Consider the following 15,943-nt stretch of genomic DNA (forward strand, 5'->3'; position numbering starts at 1 on the left):
GCTGTCTTCAAAGGATTTAAAGATGTCACCATCCAACTCAGTGCTTATCGTCGGCGCTGGCATTCTGGGTTTGTCCCATGCCTACGCGGCCGCCAAACGCGGGCTTAAGGTCCATGTCTTCGAACGCACGCACACGCCCTTGGGCGCGTCGGTGCGCAACTTCGGCCAGGCGCTGGTCACCGGCCAGCCACCGGGGGTGATGCTCGATCTGGCCCGGGCCAGCCGGGGTATCTGGGGCGAGTGGGCGCAGCAGGCGGGCTTTGACCTCAAACGCAACGGCGCGTACCTGTTTGCCCGCACCGAGGCTGAAGAACACCTGCTGGAGGCCTTTTGCCAAGGCCGTGCCCGTGAACACTGTTACCGCGCCGAACTGCTGCGCGGTGCTGAACTGGACGCCCTCTACGGCGGCCAGTTCAACCACCATCGCGCCGCGCTGCACGGGCTAGACGATCAGCAGGTGTATTCGCGTGAGGCCATTCCGGCGCTGGTGCAGTACCTGCAGCGCGACTTCGGCGTCGAGTTTCATTTCTCAACCCTGGTGCGCGACGTCGAGCCGGGGCAGGTGCACACCACGGCGGGCAGCTTTAAAGGCGCGCAGGTGATTGTCTGTTCAGGGCACGACTATCAAACCCTGCTGGCCGAGCCATTGGCGACGCTCAACCCACAGGTTTGTCGCCTGCAAATGCTGCGAGTGCGGCCAACAATCGATTTGCAACTGCAACATGCCCTGCTCACCGGCCTGAGCTGCGTGCATTACGGCGCTTTTGCCGATTTGCCGGAAGCGGCCACGGTGCAGGCCGAGATCCTGCGCGACAGCCCGTACCTGGATGAGCACGGTATTCACTTATTGATCAGCCCGACGCCCTACGGCGAGTTGATCGTCGGTGATTCACACCATTACGGCAGCGATCCATCACCGTTTAACGCCGAACAGGTCGATAACTGGATGTTGCAACTGTGCGAAGACACGCTCGGCTGTGAAGTGCAGGTGATGGAGCGCTGGCAAGGCGTTTATGGCGCGCGCGGGGCCAAGCCGTTTACCTGGCTGCCTGTTGCGCCAGGCCTGAGCGCCGCCTTGATGCAAACCGGCGTGGGCATGAGCGTTGGCCCGGCGATGGCCGAGCGCAATATTGCGCGTTTGCTGGGGGAGGCGTGATGACACCGGCACAACTCGCGGTAGAACAGGTTTTTGCCTTGTATCAGCAGTTCGGTACCGACGATTACATCGGCGAGCCCGTGTCACAGATCGAACACATGTCCCAGGCGGCGCAACGGGCGATGGCCGAAGGGCATGACGATGAAGTGGTGTTGGCTGCGTTCTTTCATGACATTGGGCATTTATGCGTTAAAGATGCGCCGAACATGGGCGGATACGGCGTGGTCAGCCATGAACAGGTGGGCGCCGATTACCTGCGCCGGGCGGGGTTCAGTGAGCGCATGGCCAAACTGGTGGAATACCACGTACAGGCCAAGCGCTACCTGACGTTGCGCCAACCCGGCTACTACGACCTGTTGAGCGAAGCCAGTATCAGGACCTTGGGTTACCAGGGCGGCGTGATGAGCGAAGCCGAGGCCGTTACGTTTGAGCAAGACCCGCTGTGCGAGCTTAGCCTGCGCATGCGTCTGTGGGACGAACAGGCCAAGCAACTGCACGCCCCGCTCATCGACTTGCAACAGCTCAAGGCCAAAGCCTTGAACCTGTTAAACACTTAACCCTTGTGGGAGCGGGCTTGCTCGCGATGAAATCACCGCGTTTTAGCGGATGCACCGTGTTGCCTGTATCGCGAGCAAGCCCGCTCCCACAGAAGAGGTGCCGTAGTCAGATTTGCTCGGCCAGCCACTCGATCTGCTCCTGGCGCTCGGCCTGGCTCAATTTGGGGTGCGGGTTGAGCGATGACCATTGCGGGTACGCCCGGGCTTTGTTGAGCGGCTCGGGCAGTTTGCCTTCGCGCCAGGTTTTTTCTTGCGGGGTGGCGACCTGGATGCTGTCGACGGCCGCATGCCCGCGTGCGTTCAGCGCGTGCAGCAATTGGCGCTGACGCAAGGCCAGCAAGCGCAATACGCTGTCGTCCACGGTCAGTTCGCGCTGGCCCTTGAGTTTGCCCAGCAAGCGGCTGCCATAGCTGCGCGCCGTTTGCAGCGCGCCCCCGGCGATCGCCCCGGCCAGTGCTGCTGCGCCCAAGGTCAGGCCGCCGACCATCAAGTCCACACCCGCCCCGGCAGCGGCGCCGGCGGCGATTCCGCTGCCCACGCGCACCCCCAATTGCTTGAGGGTTTCGGGGTTAAACAAGTCGTCGCCCCAGCGTCCGTCCAGCAACGGCAAGTCGCTGGCTGCCGCGTCCTGGGGGCGAAAACCGTACAGCTTGAGCAGCGCCTCGACGCAGCGTTGTTCACGTTGGCGAACTGCTTCGCGCAGTTGATTGATGGCCTGTTGCTCGACGGTTTTTTCGCTCGCCACGCTACGTCGGCACGCGGCGCAGTCAATCAACAGTTCCGCGATCAGGCGCAGGGCACTGTGTTTGCGTGCTTCGCGTTGGGCCTCTTGATCAGTGATCAAGCGTTGCAGCGCGCCGCGTGAATGCTCCAGCAGCAAGGCGAGGCTTTCATACAGGCGCCGCTCGCCGTCTTCCGGCGGGGCCACGCTGTCAAAACGCACCAACGCATGCAGGCCGAGCCGGGCCAAGGCGTCGCGCCATTCAGGCTCGCGGTGCTGCGGGCTGCTGACAAAGTTGAGCACTGGCAACAGCGGCTTGCCGCAACTGGCCAGCACGCTGAGTTCGTCGCGGTATTTGGCCAGCACCGGCTCGCGGGCGTCGATCACATACAGTCCGGCGTCCGAGGCCAGCAACTGGCGCAGCACTTTGGCTTCTTGTTCAAACCGCTGGCGCGCTTCGCTGCCGTCGAGAAAACGTGCGACCCGCGCCGGGCCGTCAAGACGTTCGCCGGGGCGGTCGAGGCGTTCCAGATAGTCGAGCAGGGCGATGGCGTCTTCCAGCCCCGGCGTGTCGTACAACTCCAACAGCGGTTCGCCGTCCACCGACAACCTAGCCCCTTCCACGTGCCGGGTGGTGCTGGGGCGATGGGACACTTCGCCAAAGCCGACATCGCGGGTGAGGGTACGCAGCAACGAGGTTTTGCCGACATTGGTGTGGCCGACCACGGCCAGCGTCAGTGGCTTAGTCATGGCCTGTCTCCAGCCAGTTGATGGGCGCGCTGGTGGCAAACGGCAGCCCGAGTTTTTCCAGGGCGTGGTGCCAGTCGCTCAGGCGGTCGGCGTCCAGCGCCTGGCCGGGCGGTGCTTGCAGCAGCCAGATGCGCGTGGACGCTGCGCTGCGCGCCAGCTCACCGATCAGCGCAAGGCTGCCCCGGTCGGGCGAGCGCCGTGGGTCGCAGGCAATCGCCAGCCGTGCAGGCGGAAAACGGGTCATTTGCTCCAGCAGTTTTTGCCGGGATTCGCGGCTGTCGAGGATGCCCGCGTCTTTGACCGTATTCGGCAGTTTGGGCGGCCACGGGTGCTGGTCGTCCAGCTCGATGGCGACGATCAGCGCGCCCTCGGTGTCCAGGTCGGTCTGCCCGGCGTGCACGTTATGCAACTGCTCGGGGGCCACGTCGTTGACCCCAAGGCGCTCACTGCTCGGCATCAGGCGTTCGCGCAGTTGGCTGTAGCCGGGCAGGTTGAGGTCCAGTTGCAGCGCGTTGCGCCCCCGGATCCAGCGCCAGCGGCAGAAGGCCGCGAGCAACAGGCGCGGCAACACGCCGTAGACCACGACTACGCCCACCAGCCACACGGCCCAGGCCTGACGCACGGCTTCGCTGCTGTAGGCGGTGTCGGTGCTGGCGCGGATCATCGCTTCGGTCGGCCCGCTAAACCCCAGCCAGCCGGGCACCACGCCCAAAGCGCGGGTGGCGCTGACAAACACATCGGCGCTCAAAATGGTGGTTTCCCAGACAAAGCCGTAACGGCGCGTGGCCATCAGCAAGAGCATGAGCGTCAGCGCGCTGAGCATTGCCAGCAGCCACAAACCATTAACCAAGGTGCCCAGCGCCCAGCGATTGAGTTTTTGCCGTTGCAGCACCAGCAGCAACGCCGGGGCCAACTGCGCGGCCTTGGCGTCGCGGGCAAATTTGTCGCTGAGCCACAGCCACAAATGCCCGAGGCTGGCGCTGTGTTCACCGGCAAAGAGCAGGCCCAGCAGCCAGCTGATCAGCAGGATCAGGTTGATGCCGAGCAGGCTGCCGAGTGCCCAAAACACATTGACCGGGGTTTGCCCATTGCCCAGCGCGGCAAAGGCCAGCCCGCCGCCGCTGATGACGGCCAGCACGGCGAGGCCTAGCAGCGCCAGGCGCGAGCCTTGCAGCCAATGGCGCATGGCCGTGACCAGGCCATCGCGTTCGGCCAGCCACAGCGCACGGTTTTGCAGGCGTGTGCTCAAATCACCGGCGCTGCTGCGGGCGCGGCGGTTGGCTTCCAGATCATCCAGCGGGCCTGCGTGTTCTTCGCGCAGGCGCACGGTTTCGGTCAGCCAAAGACGTTGCAACGGGGAAAGTTCAGTCACGCGACATTCCATTCAAGTGAGTCATGAGCATAACCGCTGAATGCCGGTTAGTCAGGCGGGGTACTGACAGCGCGGGCGGCTCTGGTATCCTCGGCAGCATGAAAAAATCACTCCCCCTCAGCCTGATCGCGGCCCTCGGTGAAAACCGCGTGATCGGCGTCGACAACAGCATGCCGTGGCATTTGCCGGCGGACTTCAAATATTTCAAGGCCACCACCTTGGGCAAGCCGATCATCATGGGTCGTAAAACCTGGGATTCGTTGGGCCGCCCGCTGCCGGGGCGCTTGAACCTGGTGGTGAGTCGTCAGACCGGTTTGCAGCTCGAAGGTGCCGAAGTGTTTGCCTCGCTGGAGGCCGCCGTCGAGCGCGCCGAAGCCTGGGCCATTGAGCAGGGCGTGAGCGAACTGATGCTGATTGGCGGCGCGCAGTTGTACACCCAGGGGCTGGCGGATGCCGACCGGTTGTACCTGACGCGTGTGGATTTGAGCCCGCAAGGGGATGCGTGGTTTCCTGAGTTCGATCAGGCGCAGTGGACGTTGGTGTCAGAAGACAAGCATGACGCCGCAGAGGGCAAACCGGCGTTCAGCTTTGAGGTGTGGGAAAGGCTGTAAGGCTGACACATCCCCTGTAGGAGCGAGCTTGCTCGCGATCTTTTAAAGATCAAAAGATCGCGAGCAAGCTCGCTCCTACACAGATTCCTACGTTACGTATGCGCCAGATCACCATGATCGTCTTCGGCCAGAATGGCCTTGTCGGTCTGGTGTAACGCCTGGCTGGTGACTGTGCCTGCGACCATCGAACCGCTGACGTTCAGTGCCGTGCGGCCCATGTCGATCAACGGTTCGACCGAGATCAGCAACGCCACCAATGACACCGGCAAGCCCATGGCCGGCAGCACGATCAGGGCCGCGAAGGTTGCACCGCCGCCCACGCCCGCAACGCCCACCGAACTGATGGTCACAATGGCCACCAACGAAGCGATCCATACCGGGTCCAGCGGGTTGATGCCGACCGTGGGGGCAACCATCACCGCGAGCATGGCCGGGTACAGACCGGCACAGCCGTTTTGCCCGATGGTCGCGCCAAACGAGGCAGCAAAGCTGGCAATCGAAGCCGGAATGCCCAAACGGCGGGTTTGCGCTTCGATGCTCAGCGGGATGCTCGCCGCGCTCGAACGGCTGGTAAAGGCGAAGGTCAGCACCGGCCAGACTTTGCGGAAGAAGCGCAGCGGGTTAACGCCCGACACCGACAAAATCACCCCGTGAATCACGAACATCAGCGCCAGGCCGATGTACGACACCACCACAAAGCTGCCCAGCTTGAGGATGTCTTGCAGGTTGGAGGTGGCGACCACTTTGGTCATCAGCGCCAACACGCCGTACGGGGTCAGTTTCATCACCAGACGCACCAGACGCATCACCCAAGCTTGCAGGGTGTCGATGGCGTTCAGCACTTTGCTGCCTTTTTCCGGCTCGTCCTTGAACAGTTGCAGGGCGGCAATGCCAAGGAAGGCAGCGAAGATCACTACGCTGATGATCGACGTCGGCTTGGCGCGGGCCAGGTCAGCGAACGGGTTCTGCGGGATAAACGACAGCAGCAACTGCGGCACGTTGAGGTCCGAGACCTTGCCGGCGTAGTCGCTCTGGATCACGTGCAGGCGGCTTATTTCGGCAGCGCCCGCGACCAGGCCATCGGCGGTGAGGCCGAACAGGTTGGTCAGGCCGATGCCCACCAGGGCCGCGATCATGGTGGTAAACAGCAACGTGCCGATGGTCAGGAAACTGATCTTGCCCAGCGACGAGGCGTTATGCAGGCGCGCCACGGCACTCAGGATCGAGGCAAAGACCAGCGGGATGACGATCATCTGCAGCAGTTGCACGTAGCCACTGCCGACCAGTTCGAACCAGCCGATGGAGGTTTTCAGGGTTTGGCTGTCCGTGCCGTAGACCAGGTGCAAGCCCAAGCCAAAAAGCACGCCGATAACCAGCGCCAGCAGGACTTTTTTAGCCAGGCTCCACGCGGTGTGGCGGGTCAGCGACAAGCCGAACAGCAACGCGAGGAACACCAGCAGATTGAGAATCAGCGGGACATTCATGAGGGCTCCGGGGGAGAGGGGGACGACGCAGGTGACGTCTTCAAGCGATAAAATTTTCGAACCGGAAATGCTAACAGGTTGATATAGCTCGAAATATATCGTTCTGGAATGACTACCTTCACTTTTGGAATAAGCGCATGACGTTATCAAGACGGTCGAGGTCGCATCCACGCTAAAACTGTCACAGAGGTTTGCTAGCGTCGTCGCCTTTCTTAAGGAGCATAGTCGATGAGGCTGACGGCGAAGTTGATAGCTGCAACCCTGTGTTTGGGCTTGGCCGGGCAGGTGTTGGCAACTGAATTGGAACACTGGCCGGCCGATCAGGCGAAGCAACTGAACGCCATGATTGCGGCCAACGCGAACAAGGGAAACTTCGCGGTCTTTGACATGGACAACACCAGCTACCGCAACGACCTTGAAGAAGCGTTGTTGCCGTACATGGAAAACCTCGGCCTGATCACCCGTGACAGCCTGGACCCGTCGCTCAAGCTGATCCCGTTCAAAGACACGGCCGAGCATCAGGAAAGCCTGTTCAGCTACTACTACCGTTTGTGCGAAATCGACGACATGGTCTGCTACCCGTGGGTGGCGCAGGTGTTTTCGGGCTTCACCCTGCAACAGCTCAAAGGCTATGTGGATGAGTTAATGGCGTCCGGCCAGCCGATCCCGGTGTCTTACTACGAAGGCGACACGGTCAAGACCGCTGAAATCCAGCCGCCCAAGGTGTTTGCCGGTCAGGTTGAACTGTTCAACAAGCTGATGGAAAACGGCATCGACGTGTATGTCATGACCGCCGCTTCAGAAGAGCTGGTGCGCATGGTCGCGGCCGATCCCAAGTACGGCTACAACGTCAAACCGCAGAACGTCATTGGTGTCAGCACCCTGCTGAAAAACCGCGACACCGGCGAGCTGACCACGGCGCGTAAACAGATCAGCGCGGGCACGTACAACGAAGAAGCCAACATGGGCCTGGAACTCACGCCTTACCTCTGGACCCCGGCCACCTGGATGGCAGGCAAACAGGCGGCGATCCTGACCTACATCGACCAATGGAAAAAGCCGGTGCTGGTGGGCGGCGATACGCCATCGAGTGACGGTTACATGTTGTTCCACAGCGTTGACGTGGACAAAGGCGGGATCCACCTGTGGATAAACCGCAAAGACAAATACATGGCGCAGTTGCAAGGCATGATTGCCAAAAACGCCGCGGCCCAGGCCAAAGCCGGCCTGCCAGTGACGGCGGACAAAAACTGGGTGATCGTCAAACCAGACGAAATTCAGTAAACGCAGATGTATCAAACAAAAATCCCGGCACATGGCCGGGATTTTTGTGTAACGCGTTGGCTTATGGCACCAATTTGTCCAACAGCGCCTTATCACGCACCGCGCCCTTGTCGGCGCTTGTGGCCAGCAAGGCGTAGGCCTTGAGGGCGGTGGTGACTTTGCGTGGGCGCACTTCAACCGGCTTCCAGCCTTTTTTGTCCTGCTCAACACGGCGTGCCGCCAGCTCTTCGTCGCTGACCAACAGGTTGATCGAGCGGTTCGGAATGTCGATCAGCACTTTGTCGCCATCTTGTACCAGACCAATCGCACCACCGGCGGCGGCTTCTGGCGAAGCGTGGCCGATGGACAGACCCGAGGTGCCGCCCGAGAAACGGCCGTCGGTCAGCAAGGCGCAGGCTTTGCCCAGGCCTTTGGATTTCAGGTACGACGTCGGGTACAGCATCTCTTGCATGCCCGGGCCGCCTTTAGGGCCTTCGTAACGGATGATCACGATGTCACCGGCCTTCACTTCATCAGCCAGAATGCCGCGCACGGCGCTGTCCTGGCTTTCAAAGATCTTGGCGTTGCCTTCGAACACGTGGATCGACTCGTCAACACCGGCGGTTTTCACCACGCAACCGTCCAGCGCGATGTTGCCGTACAGCACGGCCAGGCCACCTTCTTGCGAGTAGGCGTGCTCGACACTGCGGATGCAGCCGTTTTCACGGTCGTCGTCCAGGGTGTCCCAGCGGGTTGACTGGCTGAACGCGGTCTGCGTCGGGATACCGGCAGGGCCTGCACGGAAGAACGTGTGCACGGCTTCGTCGTCGGTCTGGGTGATGTCCCACTTGGCGATGGCATCCGCCATGGTCGCGCTGTGTACGGTCGGCAAGTCGGTGTGCAGCAAGCCGCCACGGGCCAGCGAGCCGAGGATGGAGAAAATGCCGCCAGCGCGGTGCACGTCTTCCATGTGGTACTTCTGGATGTTCGGCGCCACTTTGCACAGCTGCGGCACATGGCGCGACAGGCGGTCGATGTCTTTGAGGTCGAAGTCGATCTCGGCCTCTTGGGCCGCGGCCAGCAAGTGCAGGATGGTGTTGGTCGAGCCGCCCATGGCGATGTCCAGCGTCATGGCGTTTTCGAACGCCTTGAAGTTGGCGATGTTGCGCGGCAATACCGATTCGTCGTTTTCGACGTAGTACTGGCGGCACAGGTCGACGATGGTGCGACCTGCCTGCAGGAATAGTTGCTCGCGGTCGCTGTGGGTCGCCAGGGTCGAACCGTTGCCCGGCAAGGCCAGGCCCAGGGCTTCGGTCAGGCAGTTCATGGAGTTGGCGGTGAACATGCCGGAGCACGAACCGCAGGTTGGGCAGGCGCTGCGCTCGTACTCGGCAACCTTCTCGTCAGAAGCGCTGGAGTCGGCGGCGATGACCATGGCATCGACCAGGTCGAGGCCGTGGCTGGCGAGCTTGGTTTTGCCCGCTTCCATTGGCCCGCCCGACACGAAAATCACCGGGATGTTGAGGCGCAGTGCGGCCATCAGCATGCCAGGGGTGATTTTGTCGCAGTTGGAAATACACACAATGGCGTCGGCGCAGTGGGCGTTGACCATGTACTCGACGGCGTCGGCGATGATCTCGCGGCTCGGCAGCGAATACAGCATGCCGTCGTGGCCCATGGCGATGCCGTCGTCTACGGCAATGGTGTTGAATTCTTTGGCAACGCCGCCAGCCCGCTCGATCTCGCGGGCCACCAGTTGGCCCATGTCCTTGAGGTGGACGTGGCCGGGTACGAACTGGGTAAAGGAGTTGGCAATGGCGATGATCGGCTTTTTGAAGTCGGCATCTTTCATCCCCGTGGCGCGCCACAAAGCGCGGGCGCCGGCCATGTTGCGGCCGTGGGTGGAGGTCTTGGAACGATAGTCAGGCATGGAACAACTCCGGGCGGCTAATCAGGTAACAAACAGGGAAGTGAGCTTCTAATCGCTAGGGGATCACACAGAAAATGACCACGTATCCACTAGTTGCCGTGAACGCTGCGGGATCGCCGCACGCTTGGGCTTGAGCTCATAAACCCGCCGGGGATGATTGGCGATGAATGCGTCGATTCTACACGGCTGGCGGTGGGAGGGAATGGGGCAACCCGTCGGGTGCAAGCACAAATAAGCGACTGTGCAATGCTCAGGCGATAGAGTGATGGCTGTTTTTTCAGCAGGGATTCTGAATGCTAACCCTCAAACGATCCGTCAAGGCCAGCCTGGCCATTGGCCTGGTGCAAGGGCTTTTACTGTGGCTGGCCAGTGACATTGCCGAGCCGGGCATCAAATACGCGCTGGTGACCGCCGTGCTGGTGGGCGGGATCAACCTGTTGCTGCTGGGCGACAACGTGCGCCAGCGAGGCGCCGTCTGGCTGGTGCTGGGCTTGACCGGGGTGATGACGGCGATCAGTGCCTGGGTGTTCTGGAAGTACAGCGAAACCTGGCTTTACAGCCATTGGATGAGCGGTAGCTGGTCCTGCTTTGCCGTGGTCATTGCCTACATTTGTACGGCGTTTATCTTGAGTTGGCCGACCCGTGAAGGGCGCATGCCGCGCTATGAAGATTTGTTCCGGCATGCCTGGGACACGGTGTTTATCGTGCTGCTGGGCTTGCTGCTGAATGCGGTGTTTTGGGCGTTGCTGCTGTTGTGGGGCAGCCTGTTCAAAATGCTCGGCATCGTGGCGCTGAACAAACTGTTTTTTACCGATGGTTTTGTCTGTGTCAGCTCGGCCGTGGTGTTTGCCCTGGGGCTGCAAATGGGCCGTGATAACGACCGGGTGATTGGTCTGTTGCGTGGCATCTTGCTCACGCTGTGCCGCTTTTTGCTGCCGCTCAGTTCAATGATCGCCATTGTGTTCACGTTTACCTTGCCGTTCAGCGGTCTGGCGCCCATTTGGGACACCGGCTATTCGACGCCGATCATGGTGTGCCTGGTGGCGGCCAACCTGTTCTTGCTCAACGGCGTGTTCCAGGACGGTCATCAAAGCAGCGGCTACCCGCTGTGGCTCGTGCGCATGGTGGATCTGTGCCTGCTGTGTTTGCCGGTGCTGGTGGTGCTGGCCGGGTATTCGAGTTGGTTACGTATTGAGCAATATGGCCTGACCCCAAGCCGTGTGCTGGCGATGTTGCTGGTGCTGGTGGTGTTCGCCCATTGTGTGGCGGCGGTATGGGCCGTGTTTGCCTCGAAGTCGGGTTGGTTGGGCAGTTTGCGGGTCAGCAACCCGTGGATCGCGCTGGCGTGCGTGGTGCTGTTGCTGGGCATTCACACGCCGTGGTTCAGCCCGTTGAAGTTCAGTGCGCATAACCAGGTGCAGCGCGTGCTCAACGGTAAAACCCCGGTTGAGACCTTTGATGCCGACACCTTGCGCTTTCGCCTGGGCGCGCCGGGCATGCAGGCGTATGAAACGTTGCTGGGGCAAGTCGAGCGCGGTGAGGTGCTGACCGAGCCTGCGCGGGCGGTGCTGCTGAAGCGGCTCAAGGAGGTCGAGATCGGCCGGGCCGGGGCGGCGCAGAACGATCGGTTACTGGAGTGGATCGGCCCTGGCGTGGAAGGCAGCGAGCAGTTCGATGCGCTGGGCATGGCTGGCCATCTGTGCCGGTATCCGGGGTGTGCGATGTGGGCTGTCGATCTGGATCAGGACGGGCAGCTTGAAGTGCTGCAGTTGCCCAAGCAGGAATGGCCGGGCCCGCTGTACTTTTTCAAGCGCAATGCCCAGGGCAAGTGGCTGCGTGCCGGGTTGTATGAAATGGACGATAACCCGCTTGAATTGATCAAGAAGATTCGCGAAGGGGAAGTCCAGGTGGTGAAACCGCGTTACCAGTCGTTGCAGATCGGCGGTGCGGTGCTGAGCCCGCGGGTGGATAAGCCCTGATGCTAAACCCGTGGGAGCGGGCTTGCTCGCGATGCAGGCGATGCGGTTTTCAGTTAAACCGTGTCGTGCCAATCGCGAGCAAGCCCGCTCCCACAAGGGGGTTTAGGTGTTAGGCAGCAAGCGGCAGGTGATGCTCTTGATGTAGCGCGTTTCGACAATCGCCGGGTGCACCGGGTGGTCCGGGCCCTGACCGCCGCGTTCGAGCATCTGGATGTTGCGGTCCAGATGGCGGGCGCTGGTCAGCAGGATGTTTTGCAGATCGTCTTCCGGCAAGTGCATCGAGCACGAAGCGCTGACCAGAATCCCGTCTTTGTTGAGCAAACGCATGGCTTGCTCGTTGAGACGGCGGTAAGCCGCTTCACCGTTTTTCAGGTCTTTTTTGCGTTTGATGAAGGCAGGCGGGTCAGCCACGATCACGTCAAAGCGCTCTTCGTTGGCTTTGAGCTCGCGCAGGGCTTCGAATACGTCGCCTTCCATGCTGGTGACTTTGTCGGCCACGCCGTTCAGCGCGGCATTGCGATCAACGCCGTCCAGGGCGAACCCCGAGGCATCGACACAGATCACTTCGCTGGCGCCGAACGCCGCTGCCTGTACGCCCCACCCACCGATGTAGCTGAACAGGTCGAGGACTTTTTTGCCTTTGACGTACGGGGCCAAACGCGCGCGGTTCATGCGGTGGTCGTAGAACCAGCCTGTTTTCTGGCCTTCCATGACCGGTGCTTCGAACTTGACGCCGTTTTCTTCCAGGGCCACCCACTCCGGTACCAGACCGAAGACGGTTTCGACGTAACGCTCAAGGCCTTCTGCATCGCGGGCTGCCGAGTCGTTCTTGAACAGGATGCCGCGTGGCTTGAGCACTTGAACCAGCGCTGCAACCACGTCGTCTTTGTGGCGTTCCATGGTGGCAGAGGCCAGCTGCACCACCAGAATGTCGCCGAAACGGTCAACCACCAGGCCTGGCAGCATGTCGGAATCGCCGTACACCAGACGGTAGTAAGGCTTGTCGAACAGACGGTCACGCAGGGACAGGGCCATGTTGAGGCGGTGAACCAGCAGCGACTTGTCCAAGGGCAGCTTGATGTCACGCGACAGCACGCGCGCGCAGATCAGGTTGTTCGGGCTCATGGCCACGATGCCCAGCGGCTTGCCACCTGCGGTTTCGAGCAGCGCTTGGTCACCGGCTTTAAAGCCGTTAAGCGGGGTGGTGGCTACATCAATTTCGTTGCTGTAGACCCACAAGTGGCCGGCGCGCAGGCGTCGATCGGCATTGGCTTTAAGGCGCAGGCTTGGCAGGGACATGAAGTCGCTCCGGGTATTGAAAAGGGCGCGATTATAGCCTTAGACGCTGCCTGCAAGCTTGGCTGATTCGCGGTATTGCGTCGGATCGCGCGCCCATTCGCGCAGAAAATTCCGCTAGAATCGCCGCCTATTCCAGAGTGTGCAGACATGCCCCCAGAGCTTTCATCGCAACAGATCAGTCAGGCTTTGCAAGGCATCAGCGTGCCGCCTCAACCGCAAATCATGGTGGATTTGCAGATGGAGCAGTACATGCCGGACCCGGACCTTGAGGTGATTGCGCGCTTGATCGCTCAGGACCCTGGCTTGTCGGGTGCGCTGCTTAAAATCGTCAACTCGCCGTACTACGGCCTGACCAACAAAATCGCTTCGATTCGTCGCGCAGTCACGCTGCTGGGCAGCCGCACAGTCATCAACCTGATCAATGCGCAGTCGATCAAGGGCGAGATGGGTGACGACACCATCGTCACCCTCAACCGTTTCTGGGACACCGCCCAGGACGTTGCCATGACCAGCCTCAGCCTGGCCAAGCGCACCGGCATGTCGGCGCCCGATGAAGCCTATGCGCTGGGCTTGTTTCACGATTGCGGCATCCCGCTGATGCTCAAGCGCTTCCCCGATTACATGCACGTGCTGGAACAGGGCTACGCCAATGCAGGCCCTGGCCGTCGCGTGGTGGACACGGAAAACCGCCACTTCAACACCAACCATGCGGTGGTCGGCTACTACACGGCCAAATCCTGGCGCTTGCCGGGGCACCTGACCGAGGCGATTGCCAACCACCACAATGCGCTGGCTATTTTCAGCGACGAGTCCTCGCGCAACGGCCCGCTGAAAAACCTGCTGGCGGTGCTGAAAATGGCCGAGCATATCTGTGCGTCGTCCAAAGTCCTCGGCAACCAGCGTGAAGACCATGAATGGAACAGCATCAGCCATCTGGTGCTGGACTACATTGGTTTGTCCGAGTATGACTTCGAGAACGTTAAAGAAAGTATCCGCGAGTTAGGGGCTGACTAGATGCCTGAATTACCAGAAGTCGAAACCACCCGCCGGGGCATTGCCCCGCACCTTGAAGGGCAGCGGGTCAGCCGGGTCATTGTGCGTGACCGGCGTCTGCGCTGGCCGATCCCCGAAGACCTGGATGTGCGTTTGTCCGGGCAGAAAATCGTGCAGGTTGAGCGCCGCGCCAAGTATTTGCTGATCAACGCCGAAGTCGGAACGTTGATCAGCCACTTGGGCATGTCGGGCAATTTGCGTCTGGTCGAAGCGGGCCTGCCGGCGCTCAAGCATGAGCACGTCGACATTGAACTGGAGTCGGGGCTGGCCTTGCGCTACACCGACCCGCGACGCTTTGGCGCGATGCTCTGGAGCCTTGACCCGCTGAACCACGAACTGCTGATCAAGCTGGGGCCGGAGCCGTTGACCGACCTGTTTGATGGCGAGCGGTTGTTCCAGCTGTCACGCAAGCGTTCGATGGCGGTCAAGCCCTTCATCATGGACAACGCCGTGGTGGTAGGCGTGGGCAATATCTATGCGACAGAAGCGTTGTTTGCCGCAGGCATTGACCCGCGCCGCGAGGCCGGGAGCATTTCGCGGGCGCGTTATTTAAAGCTGGCGATTGAGATCAAGCGGATTCTGGCGGCGGCGATAGAGCGGGGCGGCACCACGCTGCGCGACTTTATCGGCGGTGACGGCCAGCCGGGTTACTTCCAGCAGGAGCTGTTCGTGTACGGCCGTGCCTATGAGGCGTGCAAGGTCTGCGGCACCGAACTGCGCGAGGTCAAACTGGGCCAGCGAGCCAGCGTGTTCTGCCCGCGCTGCCAGAAGTAACCCCAAACCCTGTAGGAGCGAGCTTGTCTCGCGATCTTTTGATGGTTTAAAAGATCGCGAGGCAAGCTCGCTCCTACAGAGGTAAGCCTTACGCCTTACCCGTGATCAGCCGGTATTTTTCCATCAGCTGTTCTTCGGTTTCCGGGTGGGCTTCATCCAGCGGGATGCAGTCAACCGGGCACACCTGCTGGCACTGCGGCTCGTCGTAGTGGCCTACGCACTGGGTGCACAGGTTCGGGTCGATCACGTAGATCTCTTCACCCTGGGAAATAGCAGCGTTCGGACACTCGGGTTCGCAGACGTCGCAGTTAATGCAATCGTCGGTGATGATCAGGGACATGGGTACTCCGGCCGGGGCAGTTTGCCCGGGCAACTAAAATCGAATGCGGCAATTGTGCCGCATTGGCGCCCGCAGTGCACGCGGGCGCCGCTTCAGCGGTTACTTCTTGCGAAACCGCTCGGTCAGGGCGTCAGCCACAGCCGGGTGGACAAACTTGCTGATATCGCCGCCCAAAGCCGCGATTTCACGGACTAACGTCGACGATATAAACGAATAGCGCTCGGACGGCGTCAGAAACAGGCTTTCGACGTCGGGGGCCAATTGGCGATTCATGTTCGCCAGCTGAAACTCGTATTCGAAGTCCGACACGGCACGCAGGCCACGCAGAAACACATTGGCGTTCTGCTCTTTGGCGAAGTGCGCAAGCAGCGTCGAGAAGCCGACTACCTCGACATTGGGCAGGTGCTTGGTGACCTCACGCGCCAGCTCAACGCGCTGTTCCAGAGGGAAAAGCGGGTTTTTTTTGGGGCTGGCCGCGACCGCAATGATCACGTGATCGAACAGGCGCGAGGCACGCTCGACCAGATCGCCATGGCCCTTGGTAATGGGGTCAAATGTACCTGGGTACAACACTCGGTTCATCGCGTCGTCCTGGCGGGAATCCGTTGGGGAGTCGGATGGTATCGCAGCATTCCCGGTCGGCCAAGTCGCCAA

14 protein-coding genes are annotated in these 15,943 nt (G+C 61.0%); 7 read left to right on the plus strand and 7 right to left on the minus strand.

What is annotated here, in order from left to right; all coding sequences use genetic code 11:
- Positions 1-22 precede the first annotated feature (22 nt).
- Positions 23-1,156 (plus strand): TIGR03364 family FAD-dependent oxidoreductase, encoded by a 1,134-nt coding sequence (locus GHO32_RS16495; protein WP_153335929.1) that lies wholly within the window; start codon positions 23-25, stop codon positions 1,154-1,156.
- Positions 1,156-1,713, plus strand: coding sequence for an HD domain-containing protein (locus GHO32_RS16500; RefSeq protein WP_153335928.1), 558 nt, complete (start codon positions 1,156-1,158; stop codon positions 1,711-1,713). Before GHO32_RS16495 ends, GHO32_RS16500 begins: the two co-directional genes overlap by 1 nt.
- 106 nt (positions 1,714-1,819) lie before the next feature.
- Here the strand turns inward: GHO32_RS16500 and GHO32_RS16505 are convergent, their stop codons facing one another.
- A complete protein-coding gene (locus GHO32_RS16505) occupies positions 1,820-3,184 on the minus strand; it encodes a GTPase/DUF3482 domain-containing protein (protein WP_153337876.1) in 1,365 nt (454 codons plus the stop codon).
- The gene (locus GHO32_RS16510) at positions 3,177-4,556 is read right to left on the minus strand and encodes a DUF2868 domain-containing protein (RefSeq protein WP_368668323.1); all 1,380 of its coding nucleotides are present in this window, start codon (positions 4,554-4,556) and stop codon (positions 3,177-3,179) included. Before GHO32_RS16510 ends, GHO32_RS16505 begins: the two co-directional genes overlap by 8 nt.
- 98 nt (positions 4,557-4,654) lie before the next feature.
- On the opposite strand from GHO32_RS16510, the gene GHO32_RS16515 reads away from it, so the two are divergent.
- On the plus strand, positions 4,655-5,167 hold the full coding sequence (locus GHO32_RS16515; RefSeq protein ID WP_153335330.1) for a dihydrofolate reductase: 513 nt from the start codon (positions 4,655-4,657) through the stop codon (positions 5,165-5,167).
- 92 nt (positions 5,168-5,259) lie between these two features.
- Here GHO32_RS16515 and GHO32_RS16520 read toward each other — a convergent pair whose 3' ends face one another.
- Positions 5,260-6,651, minus strand: a complete 1,392-nt coding sequence (locus GHO32_RS16520) for an L-cystine transporter (RefSeq protein WP_123750781.1) — start codon at positions 6,649-6,651, stop codon at positions 5,260-5,262.
- 228 nt (positions 6,652-6,879) lie between these two features.
- Here GHO32_RS16520 and GHO32_RS16525 point away from each other — a divergent pair, with 228 nt between their 5' ends.
- Positions 6,880-7,935: a phosphorylcholine phosphatase gene (locus GHO32_RS16525; protein ID WP_048385137.1), complete on the plus strand. Its 1,056-nt coding sequence runs from the start codon at positions 6,880-6,882 to the stop codon at positions 7,933-7,935.
- Between the two features lie 61 nt (positions 7,936-7,996).
- Here the strand turns inward: GHO32_RS16525 and ilvD are convergent, their stop codons facing one another.
- A complete protein-coding gene (gene ilvD / locus GHO32_RS16530; protein WP_153335329.1) occupies positions 7,997-9,844 on the minus strand; it encodes a dihydroxy-acid dehydratase in 1,848 nt (615 codons plus the stop codon).
- Between the two features lie 293 nt (positions 9,845-10,137).
- Here ilvD and GHO32_RS16535 point away from each other — a divergent pair, with 293 nt between their 5' ends.
- Positions 10,138-11,823 (plus strand): DUF4153 domain-containing protein, encoded by a 1,686-nt coding sequence (locus GHO32_RS16535; protein WP_153335328.1) that lies wholly within the window; start codon positions 10,138-10,140, stop codon positions 11,821-11,823.
- A 102-nt stretch (positions 11,824-11,925) separates the two neighbouring features.
- Here GHO32_RS16535 and GHO32_RS16540 read toward each other — a convergent pair whose 3' ends face one another.
- A complete protein-coding gene (locus GHO32_RS16540) occupies positions 11,926-13,122 on the minus strand; it encodes a class I SAM-dependent rRNA methyltransferase (protein ID WP_153335327.1) in 1,197 nt (398 codons plus the stop codon).
- 201 nt (positions 13,123-13,323) lie between these two features.
- On the opposite strand from GHO32_RS16540, the gene GHO32_RS16545 reads away from it, so the two are divergent.
- Positions 13,324-14,136, plus strand: coding sequence for an HDOD domain-containing protein (locus GHO32_RS16545; RefSeq protein ID WP_262125094.1), 813 nt, complete (start codon positions 13,324-13,326; stop codon positions 14,134-14,136).
- On the plus strand, positions 14,137-14,949 hold the full coding sequence (gene mutM, locus GHO32_RS16550; RefSeq protein WP_048385129.1) for a bifunctional DNA-formamidopyrimidine glycosylase/DNA-(apurinic or apyrimidinic site) lyase: 813 nt from the start codon (positions 14,137-14,139) through the stop codon (positions 14,947-14,949).
- 88 nt (positions 14,950-15,037) lie between these two features.
- On the opposite strand, the gene GHO32_RS16555 is transcribed toward mutM, so the two are convergent.
- Together GHO32_RS16555 and coaD are read right to left on the minus strand one after the other, a co-directional pair.
- Complete coding sequence (locus tag GHO32_RS16555; protein ID WP_003213796.1) at positions 15,038-15,289, minus strand: YfhL family 4Fe-4S dicluster ferredoxin; 252 nt, start codon at positions 15,287-15,289, stop codon at positions 15,038-15,040.
- A 99-nt stretch (positions 15,290-15,388) separates the two neighbouring features.
- Positions 15,389-15,871 (minus strand): pantetheine-phosphate adenylyltransferase, encoded by a 483-nt coding sequence (coaD, locus tag GHO32_RS16560; RefSeq protein ID WP_047278434.1) that lies wholly within the window; start codon positions 15,869-15,871, stop codon positions 15,389-15,391.
- Positions 15,872-15,943 lie beyond the last annotated feature (72 nt).

Origin of the sequence: Pseudomonas sp. FSL R10-2189 (assembly GCF_009600325.1) — a bacterium.
GTDB lineage: Bacteria > Pseudomonadota > Gammaproteobacteria > Pseudomonadales > Pseudomonadaceae > Aquipseudomonas > Aquipseudomonas helleri.

Coding starts and splice junctions, on each gene's coding strand:
- GHO32_RS16495 (WP_153335929.1), top strand. CDS start 23: ATGTCACCATCCAACTCAGTGCTTATCGTCGGCGCTGGCATTCTGGGT.
- GHO32_RS16500 (WP_153335928.1), top strand. CDS start 1,156: ATGACACCGGCACAACTCGCGGTAGAACAGGTTTTTGCCTTGTATCAG.
- GHO32_RS16505 (WP_153337876.1), bottom strand. CDS start 3,184: ATGACTAAGCCACTGACGCTGGCCGTGGTCGGCCACACCAATGTCGGC.
- GHO32_RS16515 (WP_153335330.1), top strand. CDS start 4,655: ATGAAAAAATCACTCCCCCTCAGCCTGATCGCGGCCCTCGGTGAAAAC.
- GHO32_RS16520 (WP_123750781.1), bottom strand. CDS start 6,651: ATGAATGTCCCGCTGATTCTCAATCTGCTGGTGTTCCTCGCGTTGCTG.
- GHO32_RS16525 (WP_048385137.1), top strand. CDS start 6,880: ATGAGGCTGACGGCGAAGTTGATAGCTGCAACCCTGTGTTTGGGCTTG.
- ilvD (WP_153335329.1), bottom strand. CDS start 9,844: ATGCCTGACTATCGTTCCAAGACCTCCACCCACGGCCGCAACATGGCC.
- GHO32_RS16535 (WP_153335328.1), top strand. CDS start 10,138: ATGCTAACCCTCAAACGATCCGTCAAGGCCAGCCTGGCCATTGGCCTG.
- GHO32_RS16540 (WP_153335327.1), bottom strand. CDS start 13,122: ATGTCCCTGCCAAGCCTGCGCCTTAAAGCCAATGCCGATCGACGCCTG.
- mutM (WP_048385129.1), top strand. CDS start 14,137: ATGCCTGAATTACCAGAAGTCGAAACCACCCGCCGGGGCATTGCCCCG.
- GHO32_RS16555 (WP_003213796.1), bottom strand. CDS start 15,289: ATGTCCCTGATCATCACCGACGATTGCATTAACTGCGACGTCTGCGAA.
- coaD (WP_047278434.1), bottom strand. CDS start 15,871: ATGAACCGAGTGTTGTACCCAGGTACATTTGACCCCATTACCAAGGGC.